Source organism: Clostridium sp. AF34-13 (assembly GCF_003477845.1).
GTDB lineage: Bacteria > Bacillota > Clostridia > Lachnospirales > Lachnospiraceae > Butyribacter > Butyribacter intestini.
Genome location: NZ_QUEB01000018.1, coordinates 1 through 18,063 on the forward strand (window position 1 = coordinate 1; position 18,063 = coordinate 18,063).

Annotated in this window: 35 protein-coding genes; all 35 read left to right on the forward strand. The window is 31.9% G+C overall.

From position 1 onward, the window contains the following. Positions 1–50 precede the first annotated feature (50 nt). A complete protein-coding gene (locus DWZ63_RS13410; protein ID WP_118500129.1) occupies positions 51–482 on the forward strand; it encodes a hypothetical protein in 432 nt (143 codons plus the stop codon). Beyond that, positions 482–1,075: a hypothetical protein gene (locus DWZ63_RS13415; protein WP_118500130.1), complete on the forward strand. Its 594-nt coding sequence runs from the start codon at positions 482–484 to the stop codon at positions 1,073–1,075. Before DWZ63_RS13410 ends, DWZ63_RS13415 begins: the two co-directional genes overlap by 1 nt. 104 nt (positions 1,076–1,179) lie before the next feature. Further along, a complete protein-coding gene (locus DWZ63_RS13420; RefSeq protein ID WP_118500196.1) occupies positions 1,180–1,689 on the forward strand; it encodes an isochorismatase family cysteine hydrolase in 510 nt (169 codons plus the stop codon). A 3-nt stretch (positions 1,690–1,692) separates the two neighbouring features. After that, a complete protein-coding gene (locus DWZ63_RS13425) occupies positions 1,693–2,529 on the forward strand; it encodes a ribose-phosphate pyrophosphokinase (protein ID WP_118500131.1) in 837 nt (278 codons plus the stop codon). A gap of 4 nt (positions 2,530–2,533) precedes the next feature. Next, entirely contained in the window at positions 2,534–3,994 is a 1,461-nt protein-coding gene (locus DWZ63_RS13430) for a nicotinate phosphoribosyltransferase (protein WP_182431531.1), read from the forward strand. Continuing rightward, positions 3,957–4,403 carry a hypothetical protein gene (locus DWZ63_RS13435; RefSeq protein ID WP_147353237.1) on the forward strand — a complete coding sequence of 149 codons (447 nt, stop codon included), beginning with the start codon at positions 3,957–3,959 and terminating at the stop codon, positions 4,401–4,403. Before DWZ63_RS13430 ends, DWZ63_RS13435 begins: the two co-directional genes overlap by 38 nt. Next, positions 4,396–5,139 (forward strand): NAD(+) synthase, encoded by a 744-nt coding sequence (nadE, locus tag DWZ63_RS13440; RefSeq protein WP_118500134.1) that lies wholly within the window; start codon positions 4,396–4,398, stop codon positions 5,137–5,139. The genes DWZ63_RS13435 and nadE overlap by 8 nt, the downstream gene beginning before the upstream one ends. 88 nt (positions 5,140–5,227) lie before the next feature. Then, entirely contained in the window at positions 5,228–5,518 is a 291-nt protein-coding gene (locus DWZ63_RS13445; RefSeq protein WP_118500135.1) for a hypothetical protein, read from the forward strand. An 8-nt stretch (positions 5,519–5,526) separates the two neighbouring features. Next, positions 5,527–6,021 (forward strand): SLOG family protein, encoded by a 495-nt coding sequence (locus DWZ63_RS13450; protein ID WP_243020633.1) that lies wholly within the window; start codon positions 5,527–5,529, stop codon positions 6,019–6,021. Between the two features lie 172 nt (positions 6,022–6,193). After that, positions 6,194–6,814 carry an NAD(P)-dependent oxidoreductase gene (locus tag DWZ63_RS13455; RefSeq protein WP_118500136.1) on the forward strand — a complete coding sequence of 207 codons (621 nt, stop codon included), beginning with the start codon at positions 6,194–6,196 and terminating at the stop codon, positions 6,812–6,814. Beyond that, entirely contained in the window at positions 6,802–7,119 is a 318-nt protein-coding gene (locus tag DWZ63_RS13460) for a DUF3848 domain-containing protein (RefSeq protein ID WP_118500137.1), read from the forward strand. The genes DWZ63_RS13455 and DWZ63_RS13460 overlap by 13 nt, the downstream gene beginning before the upstream one ends. A 73-nt stretch (positions 7,120–7,192) precedes the next feature. Further along, positions 7,193–7,627, forward strand: coding sequence for a hypothetical protein (locus DWZ63_RS13465; RefSeq protein ID WP_118500138.1), 435 nt, complete (start codon positions 7,193–7,195; stop codon positions 7,625–7,627). Next, complete coding sequence (locus DWZ63_RS13470; protein WP_118500139.1) at positions 7,624–7,854, forward strand: hypothetical protein; 231 nt, start codon at positions 7,624–7,626, stop codon at positions 7,852–7,854. Before DWZ63_RS13465 ends, DWZ63_RS13470 begins: the two co-directional genes overlap by 4 nt. An 89-nt stretch (positions 7,855–7,943) precedes the next feature. Then, positions 7,944–8,201 carry a hypothetical protein gene (locus DWZ63_RS13475; protein ID WP_118500140.1) on the forward strand — a complete coding sequence of 86 codons (258 nt, stop codon included), beginning with the start codon at positions 7,944–7,946 and terminating at the stop codon, positions 8,199–8,201. 10 nt (positions 8,202–8,211) lie between these two features. Beyond that, positions 8,212–8,388 carry a hypothetical protein gene (locus DWZ63_RS15810; RefSeq protein WP_182431532.1) on the forward strand — a complete coding sequence of 59 codons (177 nt, stop codon included), beginning with the start codon at positions 8,212–8,214 and terminating at the stop codon, positions 8,386–8,388. A 48-nt stretch (positions 8,389–8,436) separates the two neighbouring features. Next, the gene (locus tag DWZ63_RS13480; protein WP_118500141.1) at positions 8,437–9,072 is read left to right on the forward strand and encodes a hypothetical protein; all 636 of its coding nucleotides are present in this window, start codon (positions 8,437–8,439) and stop codon (positions 9,070–9,072) included. A 68-nt stretch (positions 9,073–9,140) separates the two neighbouring features. Further along, positions 9,141–9,767 (forward strand): hypothetical protein, encoded by a 627-nt coding sequence (locus tag DWZ63_RS13485; RefSeq protein ID WP_118500142.1) that lies wholly within the window; start codon positions 9,141–9,143, stop codon positions 9,765–9,767. A 92-nt stretch (positions 9,768–9,859) separates the two neighbouring features. Beyond that, on the forward strand, positions 9,860–10,054 hold the full coding sequence (locus tag DWZ63_RS13490; RefSeq protein ID WP_147353238.1) for a hypothetical protein: 195 nt from the start codon (positions 9,860–9,862) through the stop codon (positions 10,052–10,054). 42 nt (positions 10,055–10,096) lie between these two features. Then, positions 10,097–10,309 (forward strand): hypothetical protein, encoded by a 213-nt coding sequence (locus DWZ63_RS13495; RefSeq protein WP_118500144.1) that lies wholly within the window; start codon positions 10,097–10,099, stop codon positions 10,307–10,309. A gap of 18 nt (positions 10,310–10,327) precedes the next feature. Next, positions 10,328–10,534 (forward strand): hypothetical protein, encoded by a 207-nt coding sequence (locus tag DWZ63_RS13500; protein ID WP_118500145.1) that lies wholly within the window; start codon positions 10,328–10,330, stop codon positions 10,532–10,534. A 368-nt stretch (positions 10,535–10,902) separates the two neighbouring features. After that, positions 10,903–11,985 carry a phosphoadenosine phosphosulfate reductase family protein gene (locus tag DWZ63_RS13505; protein ID WP_147353239.1) on the forward strand — a complete coding sequence of 361 codons (1,083 nt, stop codon included), beginning with the start codon at positions 10,903–10,905 and terminating at the stop codon, positions 11,983–11,985. A 129-nt stretch (positions 11,986–12,114) separates the two neighbouring features. After that, positions 12,115–12,891 carry a site-specific DNA-methyltransferase gene (locus DWZ63_RS13510; RefSeq protein WP_118500147.1) on the forward strand — a complete coding sequence of 259 codons (777 nt, stop codon included), beginning with the start codon at positions 12,115–12,117 and terminating at the stop codon, positions 12,889–12,891. A gap of 60 nt (positions 12,892–12,951) precedes the next feature. After that, positions 12,952–13,341 carry a hypothetical protein gene (locus tag DWZ63_RS13515; protein WP_118500148.1) on the forward strand — a complete coding sequence of 130 codons (390 nt, stop codon included), beginning with the start codon at positions 12,952–12,954 and terminating at the stop codon, positions 13,339–13,341. 38 nt (positions 13,342–13,379) lie between these two features. After that, positions 13,380–13,721: a hypothetical protein gene (locus tag DWZ63_RS13520; protein WP_118500149.1), complete on the forward strand. Its 342-nt coding sequence runs from the start codon at positions 13,380–13,382 to the stop codon at positions 13,719–13,721. 14 nt (positions 13,722–13,735) lie between these two features. Then, a complete protein-coding gene (locus DWZ63_RS13525; protein ID WP_118500150.1) occupies positions 13,736–14,203 on the forward strand; it encodes a hypothetical protein in 468 nt (155 codons plus the stop codon). Between the two features lie 79 nt (positions 14,204–14,282). Then, the gene (locus tag DWZ63_RS13530) at positions 14,283–14,594 is read left to right on the forward strand and encodes a hypothetical protein (protein WP_118500198.1); all 312 of its coding nucleotides are present in this window, start codon (positions 14,283–14,285) and stop codon (positions 14,592–14,594) included. Then, entirely contained in the window at positions 14,595–14,882 is a 288-nt protein-coding gene (locus DWZ63_RS13535; protein ID WP_118500151.1) for a hypothetical protein, read from the forward strand. It begins immediately after the preceding gene. Between the two features lie 15 nt (positions 14,883–14,897). After that, entirely contained in the window at positions 14,898–15,212 is a 315-nt protein-coding gene (locus DWZ63_RS13540) for a hypothetical protein (RefSeq protein ID WP_118500152.1), read from the forward strand. A gap of 51 nt (positions 15,213–15,263) precedes the next feature. Continuing rightward, complete coding sequence (locus tag DWZ63_RS13545) at positions 15,264–15,590, forward strand: hypothetical protein (protein WP_118500153.1); 327 nt, start codon at positions 15,264–15,266, stop codon at positions 15,588–15,590. A 34-nt stretch (positions 15,591–15,624) separates the two neighbouring features. Then, positions 15,625–15,909, forward strand: coding sequence for a hypothetical protein (locus DWZ63_RS13550; protein WP_118500154.1), 285 nt, complete (start codon positions 15,625–15,627; stop codon positions 15,907–15,909). A 49-nt stretch (positions 15,910–15,958) separates the two neighbouring features. Then, complete coding sequence (locus DWZ63_RS13555) at positions 15,959–16,234, forward strand: hypothetical protein (protein WP_118500155.1); 276 nt, start codon at positions 15,959–15,961, stop codon at positions 16,232–16,234. Positions 16,235–16,255: 21 nt separating this feature from the next. After that, positions 16,256–16,615, forward strand: a complete 360-nt coding sequence (locus DWZ63_RS13560; RefSeq protein ID WP_118500156.1) for a hypothetical protein — start codon at positions 16,256–16,258, stop codon at positions 16,613–16,615. A gap of 52 nt (positions 16,616–16,667) precedes the next feature. Then, a complete protein-coding gene (locus tag DWZ63_RS13565) occupies positions 16,668–17,204 on the forward strand; it encodes a hypothetical protein (RefSeq protein ID WP_118500157.1) in 537 nt (178 codons plus the stop codon). A gap of 64 nt (positions 17,205–17,268) precedes the next feature. Beyond that, positions 17,269–17,559 carry a S24 family peptidase gene (locus tag DWZ63_RS13570; RefSeq protein WP_270467181.1) on the forward strand — a complete coding sequence of 97 codons (291 nt, stop codon included), beginning with the start codon at positions 17,269–17,271 and terminating at the stop codon, positions 17,557–17,559. 71 nt (positions 17,560–17,630) lie between these two features. Further along, positions 17,631–18,035: a hypothetical protein gene (locus DWZ63_RS13575; RefSeq protein ID WP_118500159.1), complete on the forward strand. Its 405-nt coding sequence runs from the start codon at positions 17,631–17,633 to the stop codon at positions 18,033–18,035. Positions 18,036–18,063: the final 28 nt, after the last annotated feature.

The following is an 18,063-nucleotide window of genomic DNA, read 5'->3' on the forward strand; positions in this document are numbered from 1 at the left end:
AACCAAGTAGTCTTGTTTGACTACATCATTATTATACTAGGAGGTATTTTATGAAGATACGAAGTGATTATGTAACAAATTCAAGTAGTAGTAGCTTTGTTATTGCGTATAAGTCTCTTCCAGAAATTGACGATGAGACATTAAAGAAGTATCCATTTTTAAAAAACTACGGAAATTTAATTGAAAAAGTACTGTTTACAGAGGGTGATAATGAAACAACTGAAGGAACAGTTTCAAGAACAAAAGAGGAATATGATAAAAACTTCATAGAAGACTATGGATGGGGAGAATATAACACAGTAGAGAAGATTATTGAAGATGAAGAATATTTAGCAGATGAGTATAACAAAGCAGTTGAATATATTGGAAAAGGGTTCAATATCTTGAATAAATCGGTAGGTTATAGCGATACATATTGTTCAAATATGATTCGAGAACTGGCAAAGGATGAAGAAAATTTTGTTATATTGGAGGTTGAATAATGAAATTTAGAAAAGATTTTGTTACAAATAGTAGCAGCTCAAGTTATGTTTGTGAGATTTGTGGTCGCACTGAAAGCGGATGGGATATGGAACTATCTGAAGCAGAAATGATGGAATGTGTAAATGGACATACTTTTTGTTGTGATGAAGCGTTAGATAAACCATCAAAGAAGAATCTCATTAAGATGATTCTTGAAAATGAATGGAATAAGGAAGTATGGGATTCAAAGATTAAAGGCTGTAGAGATTATTCAGAAGATGAATTACTTGTTATGGAAGATGATGATTTATTTAATAATTTCTGTAGTGAGAATGGGTATTATGAAGTTCCAGAGTGCGTGTGTCCTATTTGTCAGTTTATTGAATACTCTGAATATGATTTAAGTGCTTATTTATTAAAAGAATATGGCATACCAAGAGATGATGTATTTGCAGAAGTAAAGAGGTTGAATAAGAGACGAAAGAAATTATATGAGAATGAATATATCACTTATGTATGTAAGAAATTCAATCTTAACCCTACTGAAATAGTGGCGAATTGGAAAGAAAAATTTGGCACATATAGCAATTTTAAGAAGTGGTTAAGAGAATAAGTAAGCAAGTATTGAAACCGACATTTCATGGCAAGTTTGAAGCTACATATAGTGGTTGAATGAATTGTAAAAGACAATATATAGTAAAGAAAGAAAGGAATATTATGAGTAAAACACTAATTGTAGTAGATATGCAGAATGATTTTATTGATGGCTCACTTGGTACAAAGGAAGCACAGAATATCGTACCTAATGTGGCAAAGAAAATCAACGAGTATCAGGATCGTGGAGATAAAATCATCTTCACTAGAGACACACATGATACAAATTATCTCAATACACCAGAAGGAAAGAAGCTTCCGGTAGAACATTGTATTTATGGTACTCAAGGTTGGGAAATTGCAGACGGATTAGAAGTAGAGAATTGTCACTATGTTGATAAGCCTACATTTGGATGGACACATTGGAGTGATTTAATCTTTGAAGACGAGATAGAACTTGTTGGTCTTTGTACAGACATCTGTGTAGTGTCAAATGCTTTAATCTTAAAGGCAACATACCCTAATGCAGATATTATAGTAGATGCAAGTTGTTGTGCAGGTGTAACACCTGAGACTCATAAGGCTGCATTAGAGACAATGAAGATGTGTCAGATTAACGTGATTGGAGAATAGAATATGATTAAAATTAATGGTGAAATTGTAGCAATCAACAAGTTCCCAGATGGAACACCAAGAGTAAATATTGATACAAACAACATTGAGGAAGACACTTATGATGGCTCTCCTTGCATTTGGATTGAATGGATTTATGAGAGTAACGATGAGATGTTTTATCTGATGTTAGTAAGGAAACATCTTGAAAGATTTTTTACTAATGTGGATTATTATTTATATCTTCCATATATTCCTAATGCACGAATGGATAGAGTAAAAAATGATGATGAAGTATTCACATTGAAGTATTTTTGCGATTTTATCAATTGGTTAGGATTTTCATCAGTTTATGTTTTAGATGCTCATAGCGATGTTTCTACTGCATTACTCAATAATTGTGTAAAAGAAAAACCAAAAGAGTATGTTGATAAAGCTATTTCAAAGATTGGCATGAGAAATCTTGTACTTTATTTCCCAGACGCAGGTGCAGCTAAGAGATATTCAGATTTATTCCCTGAGTTACCATATTGTTATGGTGAAAAGAAAAGAGATTGGAAGACTGGCAAAATCCTTGGATTAGACATTAGAACAAATGGTATTGACCTAACAAATAAGGCAGTATTGATGATTGACGACATTATTGCATATGGCGGTTCTCTTTATTATAGCGCAGAAGAATTAAAGAAGAGTGGTGTAAATGAGATTTATGCTTATGCAACACATACAGAAAATTCAATTCTTGATAAAGAAAAGGGTACGTTGATTAAGTCTTTGGAGAATAATACAGTGAGAGCATTATTCACAACAAACAGTATTTTTACTGGCAAGCATGAAAAGATTACAGTTATGGAGGTTTAAAATTATGGATAACACAATGGCTTTATTACTTAGTGATACTTATAAGCAGTGTCATGATCGTATGTACCCAAAGGGATTAACTAAGTTAGTCTCATATTGGGTGCCTCGTAAATCAATGTTGGAAAATCAGAATCATATGGTTTTCTTCGGATTACAGGCTTTTATTAAGGAATATCTAATGGGATATTTCCAGAAGAATTTCTTTGAATTATCAGAGAATGAGATGTTATCTCTTTATACAGATTCAATGGATGTGCAGATTGGCAGAGATAATTACGACTTAGAGAAGATTGTAGAACTTCACAGACTTGGTTATCTGCCACTTGAAATTAGAGCTTTACCAGAGGGAACACTTGTACCAATGGGAGTTCCTTGTATTGAAATTACCAATACAGATGACAAATTTGCATGGCTTGTTCAGTGGATTGAGTGTATCCTTCAGGTTGAATTATGGAAGCCTTGCTGTCACGCAACTATTGGTCATATGTATCGTGAGATTGCAGATTATTGGTATAACAAAACAACAGACGGTTCACCTGGCAATATGGCTTGTGCCGATTTTGGTATGAGAGGTATGTCTTGTATGGACGAAGCTACAAGATGTTCTGCTTCATGGTTATTATCTTTCAATAAGACTTCAACTATTCCTGCCATTACATATATTGATAAATATTACAATGCTGATTGTAAGAATAATGGTATTGGAATTGGTGCAGTATCAACAGAACATTCCGTAATTGGAGCAAATTACTCAATTGATGGTGATGAGATTACATTTGTTAAGAGATTGCTTACAGAATTATATCCAAATACTTCATTCAGTATGGTTTCAGATACTTATGATTATTGGAATATGGTAAACAATATTCTTCCACAGTGCAAGGAAGAAATTATGAATCATAATGGCAAGTTACTTGTTCGTCCTGATAGTGGTGATATTGTAGAGATTTCAGTCAAGACAGTAGAAAGATTATGGGATATTTTTGGCGGTTCTATCAACGGTAAGGGTTATAAGGTGTTAGATCCTCATATTGGCATTATCTATGGAGATGGATGTACTCTTTCTAATGTAGAGACTATTTGGAGAGAGTTAGAAAAGCGTGGATTTGCAGCCAATAACATTGCTTATGGTGTAGGTGCATTTTGTTTCACAGCTATTGTCGAAAATGGAAAGATGATTGTTGTTACAAGAGATACTTTTGGAATTGCAATGAAAGCTACTTATGGAGTTATTGATGGTAAGAAGCTTATGATTTTCAAAGATCCGAAGACTGATACAAGTCATTTAAAGAAATCTCATAAGGGATGTTGTAAGGTATATGGGGAAGATGGCGAACTGAAGTGTCAGGATCAGTTACTCGATATGAACGAAGATAGTTTGCTTACAACTGTATTCAAGAATGGAGAATTAGTAAGAGAGGATACATTTGAGGATATTAGGAACAGAATGTATGGAGGAAAGTAATATGGATTTTTATCTTCAAGCCAATAATTCCTACAATAGATTAGAGGAAGAATTTAAGAAATATGGCAAGCTTATTTTTTGTGTAGATTTCGATGATACGATTTATGACTTCCATAAGAAGGGTAGGACATATGAGAATGTCATTAATCTTTTACAAAGATGGGAGAATTATTCAGAGATAATTATTTTTACTGGGAATGGTGAAGATAAATACGGAATGATTGAGCAGTATCTAAAGGACAACAATATCAAGTATAGAGGTATCAATTGTGACGCATCTGTAGCTTTTGCTGGTAGAAAAATATATGCAAATGTTTATATTGATGACAGAGGCGGTTTAATTCAGGTGTACAATGAATTACTTACATTGATTGAAAAGATTGAAAAAGGAGAGATAAAGCATGAGTAATTTTGACGCAAAGACAGTAAAGAATGAAGTAGTACAGTGGATCAGAGATTGGTTTGAGAAGAATGGCAAGGATTGTAATGCAGTAGTTGGGATTTCAGGCGGTAAGGACTCAAGTGTTGTAGCTGCTCTGTGCGTAGAAGCTCTTGGAAAGGATAGAGTGTTTGGTGTACTTATGCCACAGGGAGAACAGTCAGACATTAGTTATTCTCATATGCTTGTTGAACATCTTGGAATTGATAGTTGTGTTGTTAATATTGGTAATACAGTTCGTACATTAAAGCATGAGATTAAGCCACAGTTAGGAGATCATTGGTCAAAACAGACATCTACAAATCTTCCAGCTCGTATCAGAATGGCTACACTTTATGCAGTATCTCAGACAATCAATGGTCGTGTTGCTAATACGTGCAATCTTTCAGAGGATTGGGTAGGTTATGCGACCAGATATGGAGATGCAGCAGGTGATTTTAGTCCGTTATCACAGCTTACAGTTTCGGAAGTTAAGGCTATTGGTCGTGAATTAGTGCTTCCATCAGAGTTAGTAGATAAGACACCTACTGACGGTCTTTGTGGAAAGACTGACGAGGATAACCTTGGATTCACTTATGACACTCTTGATAGATATATCAGAACAGGAGAAATTGATGAGGAGGATGTAAAAGCGAAGATTGATTCAATGCATGAGAAGAATTTATTCAAGCTTCAGCTTATGCCATCATTTCATCCAAATTTCTAAAAATATGTGCTATATATAGTAGCATATAGAGATGGATAACCACTATATATAGTGTTAAATTGAAAGCGATATTTCATTAGGAAGGATTATGGAAGTAAGAAAGCACAGAGTAAAAAATAGATGGATATATGGTGAATATGATTTCTATATTGGAGAAGAATTGGTAGCTCAATTAACTACACAGCTTGTAGGTGTTGATTATGCTTATCTATACTTTCTTCCTAAGATATATAGAGATAATGATAGAACCAGAATTGATTTGAGATACATAACATACGATGAAGTGCTAGAAGAAGCCATTAAAATTGTAACAAAAAAGTTGTATCTACAATCAATGAACATTCTTGGCAGCTTAAAAAGTATTGAGGTTGAGGAGTGAATCCAACCGTGAAAGGGCAAAATATGAAAATATGTGTAACAGGTCACAGACCAAGTAAATTATATGGTTACAACTTATCTGATCTACGTTGGCAGAACTTAAAAAAACAGTTTAAATCAATTCTAAAAGAGAATAATTGTACAGAAGCTATTACAGGAATGGCTCTTGGAGTTGATACAGTATTTGCATTGGCAGTATTAGAACTCAAAGACGAAGGTTATGATATTAAATTACATTGTGCTATTCCTTGTAAGAATCATTCTTGTAAATGGATCAAGGAAAGTGTTGACCAGTATAACGAAATTCTTTCTAAAGCAGATATAGTAAAACTAGTATCTGAAGAAGAATATAAGCCTTGGCTAATGCAGAAAAGAAATGAATATATGGTTGATTTGGCAGACAAAATAATTGCAGTTTGGGATGGTACAAAAGGTGGTACTGCAAATTGTGTTAAGTATGCTGAAAAGGTTGGAAAAGAAATCATTAAAGTCAATCCATATTAAAATAACAAGTAGGTAAAGAATAAAACAAGAAGAAATTTTGGTTTCTTGGCTTGTCACGAAAACTATACAATATTTGAGACAAAAAGAGAATATATCAATGTAATTACAATTAAGGAAAGGATAAAAGTTCACATGTGAGTAAAGCTGCGCAGCTACTAATGGTGAACAAAAATTGAGTAATAATACAGAAAAAGATTGGACAGGCAATAAGAATAGTATTTTTAAGACTTTAGGTGCAAGTAATCATACTGATAAGGAAAGACAGAATGAAGATTATTATGCGACAGATCCTATTGCAATTGATGTTTTATTGAAAGATGGTAATGTCACATTTGACAAACCTATCTGGGAATGTTCTTGTGGCGAAGGACATTTATCTGAAAGATTAAAGAGCTTCGGTTGTGAAGTTCGATCCACTGACCTGATCGATAGAGGTTATGGTGAAGGTGGAATTGATTTTCTTACATATAATCAGCCTTGGAATGGCGATATCTTAACAAATCCCCCATACAAATATGCAAAAGAATTTATTGAACATGCAATGACATTAATTCCTGATGGTTGCAGAGTATTTATGTTTCTTAAAGTTCAGTTTCTTGAAGGAAAAGCTCGTAAGGAATTATTTAAAAAGTACCCACCAAAATGTGTTTATGTTTCAAGCAGTCGTATCTTATGTGCGAAGAACGCTCTTTTTGATGAAATGAGAGCAGGTGGTGGTAGTGCGGTCGCTTATGCGTGGTACGAGTTTGAAAAGGGTTATACAGGTGAAAGTAAACTAAAATGGATAAACTAACGCAAAGATTAAATGAAGAGATGAATAGTTGGATTGGTGATTTAGTCACCAATTCTGACTTATCAAGTGAGAAACTATTAAAACAATATTCATATGAGTATTGCATTAAAGAAGAAATTATTAACTATTTTTCAGAGAATATTATATCAGACAAATTTGAAGAGTTCTTATTAGATAAAGAAGATACATTATCTTACTTATATGTTGAGTATATGAAAGATGATACGGCAAATATTCATAATGAGATAGAAGGATTTGTAAGTAATCTCTATTATCGACTTAAAGCAATCTCTGAAATGCCCTAAAATCAAGGCTTTTAGAGGTTGAAAAAGCTATTGAAAACCACGTTTCTTTTGGTTATGAAAGTAGGTGAGAATAATGTATTTTGATTTAAACATTGGAGAGTGGGAGTTTGCAAACGATTATGAAGATATCTACTTTCTTATCCATTGTTTATATAATGCAAAAACTGAGTTGTATGACAGAACTCTTACTGATATGAGAAGTAGATATGATCCGACTGAGGCTTATATAAATTCTTATAACAAAAAATGGTCAGACTGGTACGCAATTAACCTTTATAAGAAATGTCGCAAATGTATAGAATTGGCTACACTCAAACCATTTAATAATCAAAAATGGATAAATTATAAGTGGAGATACAAGGTTTCTGCACAGGGTTGGATAAATTTATATCAACAGCTACTGCAAGATAATAAATATGCAGATTGGATAATTAAAGAAACATGTATCATTAAGGATGAAGAATTAGTTATAGAGTATCATGGATTAGATAGGAGAATAAAATTATGAGCAAGGTTGTAGATATGAGTAATTTTGATCCATTATTTGATAATTTGGAAAAGTATGTGAATAAACAAGGGTGTACTCTCGGTAAAGACGCTGAGAGGTTACAAGAGTTATTACATTCAATTCAGTATTGTTATATACATGGAGTATTAACAGATAGTCAAAATGAATCGGCTTGTAAGAAATTTAGAAAACAGTTTCAGAAAGCTTTATACGAAATACAGGAATGAAGCATTTCTTTTGGATTTTATCTAAGAGCGTTTCTGCTCACAATTTCCAAATAAAAGAGAGAATAATTAAATATAAGGAGGTATAAAACTTGCAGATAAGAATTGTTGGTTTTAGTGACAGATATGATGATTATAAACTTCTTGGATACACAGAAGTAGAGAATATATCAGAAGTTTTTAAGACACTAGATTACATGAGAAAGAATGAAATTCCGCTAATAATCAACACAAACGATATCATTGATACAGACGGAGAAGAATATTACATAGATAGTATTACAATGGTATTCCCAAAAGTGAGTGGTGAGATTGGAAGTTGTATTACTGTTTATGTAGAAGATGTTTAGGAGAATAAATATGTGTAACCGTTGTAATTATGACTCACCCGACAATCAGATATATGTTGATCCACTGACAAATGAATATTATTTGGATATAGAAACATCAGAATGGGACGAATATGACGACGGTTTTGTTCATCAGCAAGAATATATTTCGTATTGTCCTTGGTGTGGAAGGAAGTTGGGAGAATAAATTTAAAAGTAAATTCAGGTTTCTTGGTTATAATATGGAGGTGAAAATTTGAAAGACATTTTAGGTAGAGAGATTAAAGATGGTGATATGTGTATTGGAATGGCAATAGGTAGAAATTCACCAGGAATGCATATTGGAGTTTTTCAAGGTAGCTCAGTTGTTTATTTAGGATATAGAGAAGAATATATTAATAAAAGTTGTACAAGCAATACATATCTGATCGAAAATCCAACGAAAAAGGAGTTGGAAATTAGAGATAAAATAAATATACTCCTTCAGAAAGAAGCAGAAGATCGAGAGCGAAAAGCAAATTTAAAAACAATTCCGTTAAGTAAATTAGAAGTGGGTGGAATTTACAAATCAACTCAAGGGGAAATGTATTTATATCTTGGTAAGAAAAAAGTAATTTTCGAAGATTTTGATTATGGTAATACTGATATAAAAGAAGGGTACTGTTTTGCTTATGTATATAATAGTGATTATGAATCAGATGAAAAAATTTTAGAAAGAGCTTTGAAAATTGATACATATCGAAGAAGCCATTCTATTTCAGTTTTAAAAGGCAATAAAAAGTTGACAGATATTGTTAGAAAGGTTGATTTGAAGTTTCCACTAATCAAAGAGGAAAAGCAAGAAGGTAATTGGAGAAATCATGGAAGCAACATGAAATTGACCATCAAGTAGAGAATATTAAAGCAAGAATAAAATCAATGATTTTTATAATTAGGAAAGATAAAAGAGGTGAACGATTAATGTCTTTGGCATATAAAAATGACACATACAACTATAATGGCGAATATGAAATGGGTTCATTAAATAAATTTGCACGAGTAGAAAGAAGATTGTCTGCAAAGAAGCAGGCATTGGATGATATGAAGAACGAATATGACCTTATTGAACAACAGGCATTTCGCACTTATAAAGAAAATATTCAGTATATGTTACTCGATCAGACATCTACAATTAAAACGTGTAGAGAATGGTTAAATATGTTATCAAAGAATCAGGATGCTGATGGGAACAAACTTGATAAGAGAAAGAAGTATAAAGAAAAGGAAATGTACGACTGGTATATTGATTATATTAAAAAGCTTCTTGATATTGAGTATATGAATAATGTTAAATTCATTGATTTTAATTTTGGTCAAGCTACTAATATTCAGTTTGAATACAAAGAACATAATTGGTATTTAGAAATTCCTCATATTAATGCTATTAAATTAGATGCATATAGGAATTATGGTGGCAGTGTATTTAAACTTGCGTTAGTACACAATGATACAGAATGTAGTTGTAGTTGGTCACAGTTTGGCTCTACATATGAAGAAGATGAATTAAAAGATATTATGACACAAGGTATTGAGAAATATTGCAATTAGTTGGGGGAGGTGACTTCACAAGAAAGTAACATATTATCCGATTTACGAAAGGACAAATACAAATGAATTTAAAGAAGATTAAAAGCGAAGATTTGATTTTTAGTAATGAAATTGAAGACGATAGAACCAATACATATCTCACATTAAATGATTACGACTGGATAAATTATAATCTGTCTACTCGTTTTAAAACAGAAGAGATGGGTGTATTAGAAGTCGAGTTTGAATTTTTTGGCTTCTCTACTTCACAAATGAATGTAAAACAGACATTAAACGGTAATGTGTAGGAAATTACATATGAATATCCAACTGACATCTTCAGTAAAAATTTGATTAAGTTCTTAGAAAAGCATATTAGATATTGGAACGAGAAGTATGCATTTAATGGCGAAGAAGAAGTCATAGAATTTTTTAATGAAGTTCTTGATAAAGGAACTGTTAAAAATGCTACTGAAATCAATGAACACGATAACAGACCACAATGCTGTATAGACCATGATAAGTATTTTTCAACATGTGACATTTGTGAGTTTGGAGAATAATACATTGGAGGTGGAATTATGGATAATTATAAGAATTATATTGTAATTGGATATAGATATAATTGGTTAGGAGAATCTGATGATACTGATAGTTGGGACAATGTAAAATATGATTTTAATACAGAAGATGAAGTAAAAGATTTTCTGAGCATGAATCCATCATATTTATTTCATTTAAAAGCAATTTACAAAGTAAAAAAATTGGATATTAGTCATTTTGTTTAAGCATTAAAGGTTAAAAACACAAGAATCCAATCTTTCAAGCGAATTTTCAATCTTTACTCGATAGAATTTATGTTCATTTCCTTGCTTATCAAATCCTTTAATAATGGATTTATCTAGCCAAAAGTATCCTTCTTTCAGATCTTCTAATGGCTGTTTGGTCGTATCTCGCAAGAACGTAAGATACTCGTTATAAATTGGGTTCACTCATATACCTGAGTGTTATGTACATAACCTTTTACCTAGGATTATCTTTACCTTTCTTTGATTTTATGGTATTTGCAACTACCATTTATGTTGTTATTTGACCAAAATTTTCCAATGAAAGATTGGATTGTACCAAATTGAAATCCTATGACAATATATCAGATGTGGATTTAGCAAGTTGGCAAGATTTAATCGAATTACAGAAAGAACATCTAACGCAGCTTGAAGCTGATTCATTAGAACTAATCAAAGAAAAGATGGAGAAGTTTAATACATATACTTCAATAATTCCAGTATCTATGGGTAAGGATTCAATGCTTACCTGTCATCTAGTCAGAAAATTATATCCAACCAAAGCAATATTTAATAATACATCGCTTGACTGTGCTGATACATACAGAATGGTTAAGACTTTTCCTAACTGTGAGATTATGAATCCTGAGAAGGGATTTTACCAATATATTAAAGAACAAAATATTATATTTAATAGAATTTCTCGTGGTTGTTGTAGAATCTTCAAAGTAGGTGAAATGGTTAGGCGTTTAGACCATAACAAACCATATTTAATGTGGATGGGTATGCGAAACGAAGAATCTAATACTAGAAGCGGATATCAAGATGAATGGGTAAACGAAGCTGAATGGGGAAATACATGTTGGCAGGGAATACTACCAATAAGAAAATGGGACGAAATAGATGTCTGGTTATATACAATATGGAAAAATATTGAAATAAATTCAAAGTATAAAAAGGGATATTCAAGGGTTGGCTGTGCCGTATCGTGCCCTTACTACACCAAATCAACGTGGATTCTTGATAAATATTGGTATCCAACAATGAGAAATCGTTGGGAGAATATTTTAAAAGAAGACTTTATAGACAATTCAAAATGGTTAGTTATGAATTGCACAGTAGATGAATATATCAATCAAGCTTGGAATGGTGGTGTGTTTAGAGATGAACCAACAAAAGAGGTTATTAAAGAATATGCTAAGTATAGCAATTTGGATGAGAAAATTGCTGCACAGTATTTTAACAAATATTGTGATAATGGATGCAAGTCTCAATCTGGTAAATTGAAGCGAATCAAAGCAAAGGATGTTATTGGTATGAATTTAAAATATCATGGAAGAAATATCAGTAAATTTTACTGTAAGAAGTGTCTTATGAAAATGTATAACATGGATGAAGAAAAATGGAATAAACAAGTCGAAAGTTTTAAACAATCAGGATGTGATTTGTTTTAAGAGAGAATAATGTTATGTAACAGTTAAATATATCTAAGCCATTCGGCTATGGGAATCCCAATTACTATAGAAAATCAGAAAGGAAAAGTTAGGTAGCTACTAAGGACATGTCACTTTCTGAATAGATAAATGCAAAATATTGAATTATGGCAAGGAGATTGTCTTGTAAAACTACAGGAATTAATTGATAACGGTGTAAAAATAAATTCAGTCATATGTGATATTCCATACGGAACAACAGCTTGTTCTTGGGATGAAGTAATCCCATTTGATAAGATGTGGGACTTACTTTATAAAATCACATACGATGATTCGCCAATCGTTCTATTTTCTAGCCAACCATTTACTTCAAAATTAATAAATTCCAATATTAACAATTTTAGAGAAGAGATAATCTGGCTTAAAAATAAATCTGCGAGTGGTATGCAATATAAACAGAAACATTTGAAAGTACACGAAAATATCATTGTCTTTGCTAAGAATGGTAAATATACATACAATCCTCAGAAATGGGAAGTTAAAGAAAAAGAGTTTTTAACACAGAGAAAAACAATGAGTATTTATGGTGAAACAAATAATGTCTATGGGAATATGAAACGCAATCGAAAGCCTGATGATGGTACAAGAAATCCAATCAGCGTAGTAGCATATAAATGTCCTATCACAGCAGCCAAATCCAAAACATATAGTCCAGATATTGATATTAGAGTTCACGAAACACAAAAACCATTGCTTTTAATGGATTATCTTGTAAAAACATTCTCAAATGAGGGCGATGTTGTACTTGATTTTTGTATGGGAAGTGGAACGACAGGTGTAGCATGTATGAATAATAAACGTAAGTTTATTGGAATTGAACTTGACGAAAAGTATTTTGATGTTGCAAAACAGAGAATAAATAATTAGAGGTCACGAAAGCCTTGAAAAATAAGGCTTTTAGAACCTCAAAGACTGAGAGGTGATCATTTGATAGAAGAACCAGAGTTTTATGTGCAGGAATTAATATCTACGGAATATATGGACAAAAGAGTTTTAATCCTATATCCGTATGAACTTAGCAATGAGCCGATATTAAAAGACAATATTCCCCAAATGGCAAAAGTGATAAGAGAATATATAAAAGAGTCTGAAATGTATAGAAAATGTGTAGATACAATTCCAAATCTTATATGGGATTCTCAAAAATTGTCTATACAGAATGAAGCTGATGAGTATCAAAGAAAAGCCGATGAACTTGCAGAGAAAATGAATGAAGGTATTAGTCCTTATGCGTGGTATGTCAAAGGTAGGTTTAATGGAGAGATAGGTGGATTTCATTATAATGTAGATAATATAGTTTATTTGGATAAAAAATAAAAGGAAATTTTTCTTTCATTTGGAGGTGATATATAAAGATGACAGAAAAAGAAATGATGATAATATCTGAACAAATCAGTAAACAAGAAGGCAGGAAATATCCATGTAGTAATCAGGTTGTCGTTTGCGGATTCTTTTCTACAGAAGAAGACTGGAACAAATTTGTAAATGATAATTTAGACAAAATTAAAATCCGAAGAAAAGACGAAGTTGTATTTAATAACGGTGAGAGATGGTGTTATTTTAGTTATTTTGATTTTTCGCAAAGAGGATACAGGTTTTATAAAATAAAAGTATCTCGAAATATTGATAGACAAATATTTTTAGAACATATTTATCCTTTATGTGCATTGTATTGTAATGAAATCGAATGGCTTTAATGGAGAATAAATATATGAGACTAAGTGAAATTGCAGAATTTATAGTTGAACATAACCAAGATTGCTGTATGTATTACAACAATAATGTTGTTAAAGGTTGTCGAGAAGATTGGTATGAAGAATATTTGATTGATCCGTTAATGGGTTATTACATGTACGAAGAATTGAACTTATGTGGATGTGGAAATCCAGAATTTACATATTCAGCAATTAGAAAATATTTACATATTAGAGAAGATTGGTGTATGGACAAACTTGGATATGATGGTGTTGTGCAAAGATACAAAGAAGATTTACATATTGATGATAACGATTCACTTCAATCAGGATTATTACAGTTTATGATGTATGTTCTTGATTATAAAGGATTTACTGAACACGGTGGTAGCATTGGTGGTTGTTGGCTTACAGATAAAGGTAGGAGATTATTAACTGTGCTAGATGCATGGAATAATGTTAATAGTAATGAAGATGAATTATAGGAAAGCTAAAAAATCCATTGAATCGAAAGTTTCAAGGCTTTCACAAAAAATAAAATATAAATATAAGGAGAATAAAATTATGGAGACAATTTTAAGATTATTAATGGAGAACCCTGAGAATTTAGGAGAGGTAGTAAAGAGTTACATTACAAAGTACAAAGAGCCTGTATATGATGTTTTGAAGGAGCTTATGGTAATTATGAAAGATTATTCTGAGAACACTGAGTATCCTGCTATTTGTGCAAAGATTAAGAAGAATACATATGATGCATATGTAAATGCTGGATTTACAGAGGATCAGGCATTAGCACTTATGATTAACGACAACATCCGATTAATAGAGAATATTAAGAAGTCAAGCAATAGAGTTTCTGCAAAGAAGGACAAATAAATGTCAATAGGTGATGGAAGAAAAACTTATTCAGACAGCACATTAAAATCTATGACGAAAGATGGGCTAATTGAAGTTATTCGTTGTTTGGAAAGTAATCTTAGAAATGCTCATGAAACAAATGATATTCAATATGAGAATTGTAAAAGGTTGTTGAGTGAAGAAAGAAACAAAACTCTTGATGAAGTTTTGCGTACTTGTGACATTGAGTGTGGATTATATAGTGGTGATGTTAAAAATCTTACAAGACACGTTTTGATGAGAGTGTTAGATGGATTGAGAAAATAAACAAGAGTGCGCATTATGAAAATTATAGCAGGTAATTATTTTGGCAAAAATATTCAGTTTGTGTGTAGATGCTGCAACTGTGTATATGAAGTTGAATCAAAGGATGATTGGAATATTCGAATGGTATTTCCTAACTATTGTAGTTTTAAATATAAAGTTCCTGAATATGAAGTAGCTTGTCCTAACTGTGGTCATAGAGAATATCTTGGTTTTGATCAAGATGACTTAATAGGAACTGAATCTGAAAACTTACACTGCCCTTGGATTCCATTGCTAAAGAAGAGAGAAGATTGGAATAAACGATATAGAGTTGAGCCAATAAGAGAATAAATTGACAGGAAAGATTCGTTTCTTGCGGAAATTTGAAAGGAGAATAAATATATGACTGGTAAAGAATTATGCAAAGTACAGTTTATGAAAATCTTTGAAGATTACTACGATTTTGAGCAGAAAAACATTATCTTAAATTCAATTAGAGTAGCAGTATTGTATGATGATAAACATTTTAAAAAGATTCCATTTGATATTCAAGTAGCAGGTGAAAACGGATTTCGTGTTAAGCCATGTTTTTCAAAAGGAAAGTTTCTTGTAATGTATGAATGTATGATGGAAGCATATAAGGTTACAATTCCAGCTAATGCGTTTCCTTATCATATGAATGAGAATGGGGATTTTGACATCTGCATTCCGAGTGAAGAGCATAAATAAGTAGGAAGTATCGGTTTCATGTGGAGGTGAAAAAGTGAGAATAGAAGAAATTGCTTTAAGACAGGAAGCAAGACAAATGTTATGTGAAGCTGGTTTAAGTAAAGAGGAACTTAAAGAACTGGTATTGAAAGATATGGATGATAAAGTAATTCAAGCGATTGAAAGTAAAATCAAGGGTGTTGATTTTGAACAAATGATTATGGATAGAGTCGATAGAGCTTTAGCCAAAGCAGTTGATGATGTTGTTCGAAGAGAAGTAGAAGGATATTTTTATAATAGAAGGCTCAACATTCGTGCAACTGCTTCATTTGAAGAATAAAAAATCGTAAGAATTTTCGATTTCTTTGGAATGAAAGGAGAATATATAAATGAACGAAGAATTTTTATTAATCGTAGAAAGCTTAGAAAAGTATAAGGATCTTTTAGAGAGTAAGAATAATGAAGTTTGCGATGGAATGACTGATGGCGAAAAGAGAGCATATCAGTTAGGAATTATAAATATGTATGAGATGCTGCGACAGATAATTGAACATGATCGTAACGAAGGTAATTATAATGTATTTGTTCCTGAAATTAAGGAAGAAGAATCTGGTGAATATGATTTAGAAGATTTTGTTAAATGGGATTCTAAGAACAGAGAATAAATAAACAAGGAGAATATATCAATGAATGAAGAAATTAAGAATGACGAAGCAAAAGTAGAAGAAGTTAATCCAGCAGATGAATATTTGAATAATTACAAAGAACAGAAACTTGCTGAATTTTGTGTTCAGAAAGATAAAGAGATTGCAAGCCGTAAAGAAGAAAGGCAGAAACTCATGGAACAGATTTCAAGTATGAAAGTTACGGTTAAGCAGCATGACGAAACGTGGAAGAATATGGATAGTTTGTATGCTAAGATTAAGAAATTATCTGTAAATGATTATTTGAAGTTATATCATATGATGAATAACGATATTGCAGGAAATTACTCAACAATTACAACTGTACTTCCTAGTCATGTTGGTATTAATGGCAATTGGTAAAATAAGAGTACATGAAACTGACATTTCTTGGTGCAGATTGGAGAATATTATTATGGAATATAAAAGAGGTCGTAGGGCGTGTCTTAATTTAATACGAGATCCAGTAGATAATTATATAGAACATAGAGATGAAATCGAAGAAGTTCTTAAACCATTCACAGTATTTCCACGAAATAAAATATCTAAAATAGATACAGACCAATGGTTATATATTAGTTCGGCTTGGCAAGATAAAAATTATGTAAGAGCTGTCGAGATTTGTAAAGGTAGTAAGATTTACAGTACAGATGAAAATGACCTATGTAAATTAGACAAAGAATTGAATGAACTTGGATTTAAGACAAGAATGGGTAGAAATTGTGATACAGGAACTTTGAGCATTGCAGTCTTGGAAGAACTTGAAGAGGAGGATTATAAAATGAGCGATATTTGTAAAGATAGAGAAGCTTTAAGACCTGAATACGAACAGTTTGTTCAGACTGAGAGAGGTAAAGAGTGGAAACATTTTTGGCAGAGTCAAACAGGTTCAGAAAGAAGTGGAGATTTTGGTGATTATTTGTATGACTTTTATCCAGAAATGTTGCAGTAAATAGAGAATATATAGTTGGAGGTGAGAAATTATAGAATACGATTTTGAAGGAAAAGAAAACGCTATTACGGCAGAACATTTAAGAAATGGTCAAACTTGTAAAGTAGTTGGATTTGGTCAGTCAATGACACCAATACTTAAACCAGGTCAACCAGTAATTTGTAAGCCTGTGACAGAAGATACAGAGTTAAAAAAGAATGATATTGTACTCTGTAAGGTTAAAGGTAATTATTATTTACATAAAATTTCAGCAATCAAAAATGGTGTCAGTTACCAGATTTCAAATAATCATGGACATATCAATGGCACAATTACAAGAAGCAATATCTTTGGTATTGTTGTTGAAATTCTTTAAGATTCATTCGAATCACAATTCCCAATAAAAATGAAAATCGAATAGAGAATAAATATATAAAGGAGGATTTTATGTCAGAAGAAGTAATTAAAATTTTAGACGCTCTTGCAGAAAAGTTTGGTCTTGCAATTGACTGGACTTCTGCAAATGTACTTCCATATTTACAGCAACTATGTGGTAAGTATGTTACATACGAAATTGCAACAAGTGTTGTGTGGATATTAATTGGTATCTGTCTGTTGTTTGTTGGAAAATATGCGATTGGAAAAACAAAATATTGTTATGGAAAGTATAAGGAAGATTGGCATTCATGTTATGATGTGGCTACTATTTTGCTTGGAATCTTAACAGGATGTGTAATTGTTGGAGGAATTATTGTTATTTTATGTCAGACATTTGATATTGTTACATGCGTTACATTTCCTGAAAAGATTATCATTGAAGAATTACAGTCAGTTTATTCAAGTTTGAAATAAATAAATCACTGTTTCATTGGTTGTTAGG

Coding starts and splice junctions, on each gene's coding strand:
- DWZ63_RS13410 (WP_118500129.1), top strand. CDS start 51: ATGAAGATACGAAGTGATTATGTAACAAATTCAAGTAGTAGTAGCTTT.
- DWZ63_RS13415 (WP_118500130.1), top strand. CDS start 482: ATGAAATTTAGAAAAGATTTTGTTACAAATAGTAGCAGCTCAAGTTAT.
- DWZ63_RS13420 (WP_118500196.1), top strand. CDS start 1,180: ATGAGTAAAACACTAATTGTAGTAGATATGCAGAATGATTTTATTGAT.
- DWZ63_RS13425 (WP_118500131.1), top strand. CDS start 1,693: ATGATTAAAATTAATGGTGAAATTGTAGCAATCAACAAGTTCCCAGAT.
- DWZ63_RS13430 (WP_182431531.1), top strand. CDS start 2,534: ATGGATAACACAATGGCTTTATTACTTAGTGATACTTATAAGCAGTGT.
- nadE (WP_118500134.1), top strand. CDS start 4,396: ATGAGTAATTTTGACGCAAAGACAGTAAAGAATGAAGTAGTACAGTGG.
- DWZ63_RS13445 (WP_118500135.1), top strand. CDS start 5,228: ATGGAAGTAAGAAAGCACAGAGTAAAAAATAGATGGATATATGGTGAA.
- DWZ63_RS13460 (WP_118500137.1), top strand. CDS start 6,802: ATGGATAAACTAACGCAAAGATTAAATGAAGAGATGAATAGTTGGATT.
- DWZ63_RS13465 (WP_118500138.1), top strand. CDS start 7,193: ATGTATTTTGATTTAAACATTGGAGAGTGGGAGTTTGCAAACGATTAT.
- DWZ63_RS13470 (WP_118500139.1), top strand. CDS start 7,624: ATGAGCAAGGTTGTAGATATGAGTAATTTTGATCCATTATTTGATAAT.
- DWZ63_RS15810 (WP_182431532.1), top strand. CDS start 8,212: ATGTGTAACCGTTGTAATTATGACTCACCCGACAATCAGATATATGTT.
- DWZ63_RS13485 (WP_118500142.1), top strand. CDS start 9,141: ATGTCTTTGGCATATAAAAATGACACATACAACTATAATGGCGAATAT.
- DWZ63_RS13500 (WP_118500145.1), top strand. CDS start 10,328: ATGGATAATTATAAGAATTATATTGTAATTGGATATAGATATAATTGG.
- DWZ63_RS13510 (WP_118500147.1), top strand. CDS start 12,115: ATGCAAAATATTGAATTATGGCAAGGAGATTGTCTTGTAAAACTACAG.
- DWZ63_RS13520 (WP_118500149.1), top strand. CDS start 13,380: ATGACAGAAAAAGAAATGATGATAATATCTGAACAAATCAGTAAACAA.
- DWZ63_RS13525 (WP_118500150.1), top strand. CDS start 13,736: ATGAGACTAAGTGAAATTGCAGAATTTATAGTTGAACATAACCAAGAT.
- DWZ63_RS13530 (WP_118500198.1), top strand. CDS start 14,283: ATGGAGACAATTTTAAGATTATTAATGGAGAACCCTGAGAATTTAGGA.
- DWZ63_RS13535 (WP_118500151.1), top strand. CDS start 14,595: ATGTCAATAGGTGATGGAAGAAAAACTTATTCAGACAGCACATTAAAA.
- DWZ63_RS13540 (WP_118500152.1), top strand. CDS start 14,898: ATGAAAATTATAGCAGGTAATTATTTTGGCAAAAATATTCAGTTTGTG.
- DWZ63_RS13545 (WP_118500153.1), top strand. CDS start 15,264: ATGACTGGTAAAGAATTATGCAAAGTACAGTTTATGAAAATCTTTGAA.
- DWZ63_RS13555 (WP_118500155.1), top strand. CDS start 15,959: ATGAACGAAGAATTTTTATTAATCGTAGAAAGCTTAGAAAAGTATAAG.
- DWZ63_RS13560 (WP_118500156.1), top strand. CDS start 16,256: ATGAATGAAGAAATTAAGAATGACGAAGCAAAAGTAGAAGAAGTTAAT.
- DWZ63_RS13565 (WP_118500157.1), top strand. CDS start 16,668: ATGGAATATAAAAGAGGTCGTAGGGCGTGTCTTAATTTAATACGAGAT.
- DWZ63_RS13575 (WP_118500159.1), top strand. CDS start 17,631: ATGTCAGAAGAAGTAATTAAAATTTTAGACGCTCTTGCAGAAAAGTTT.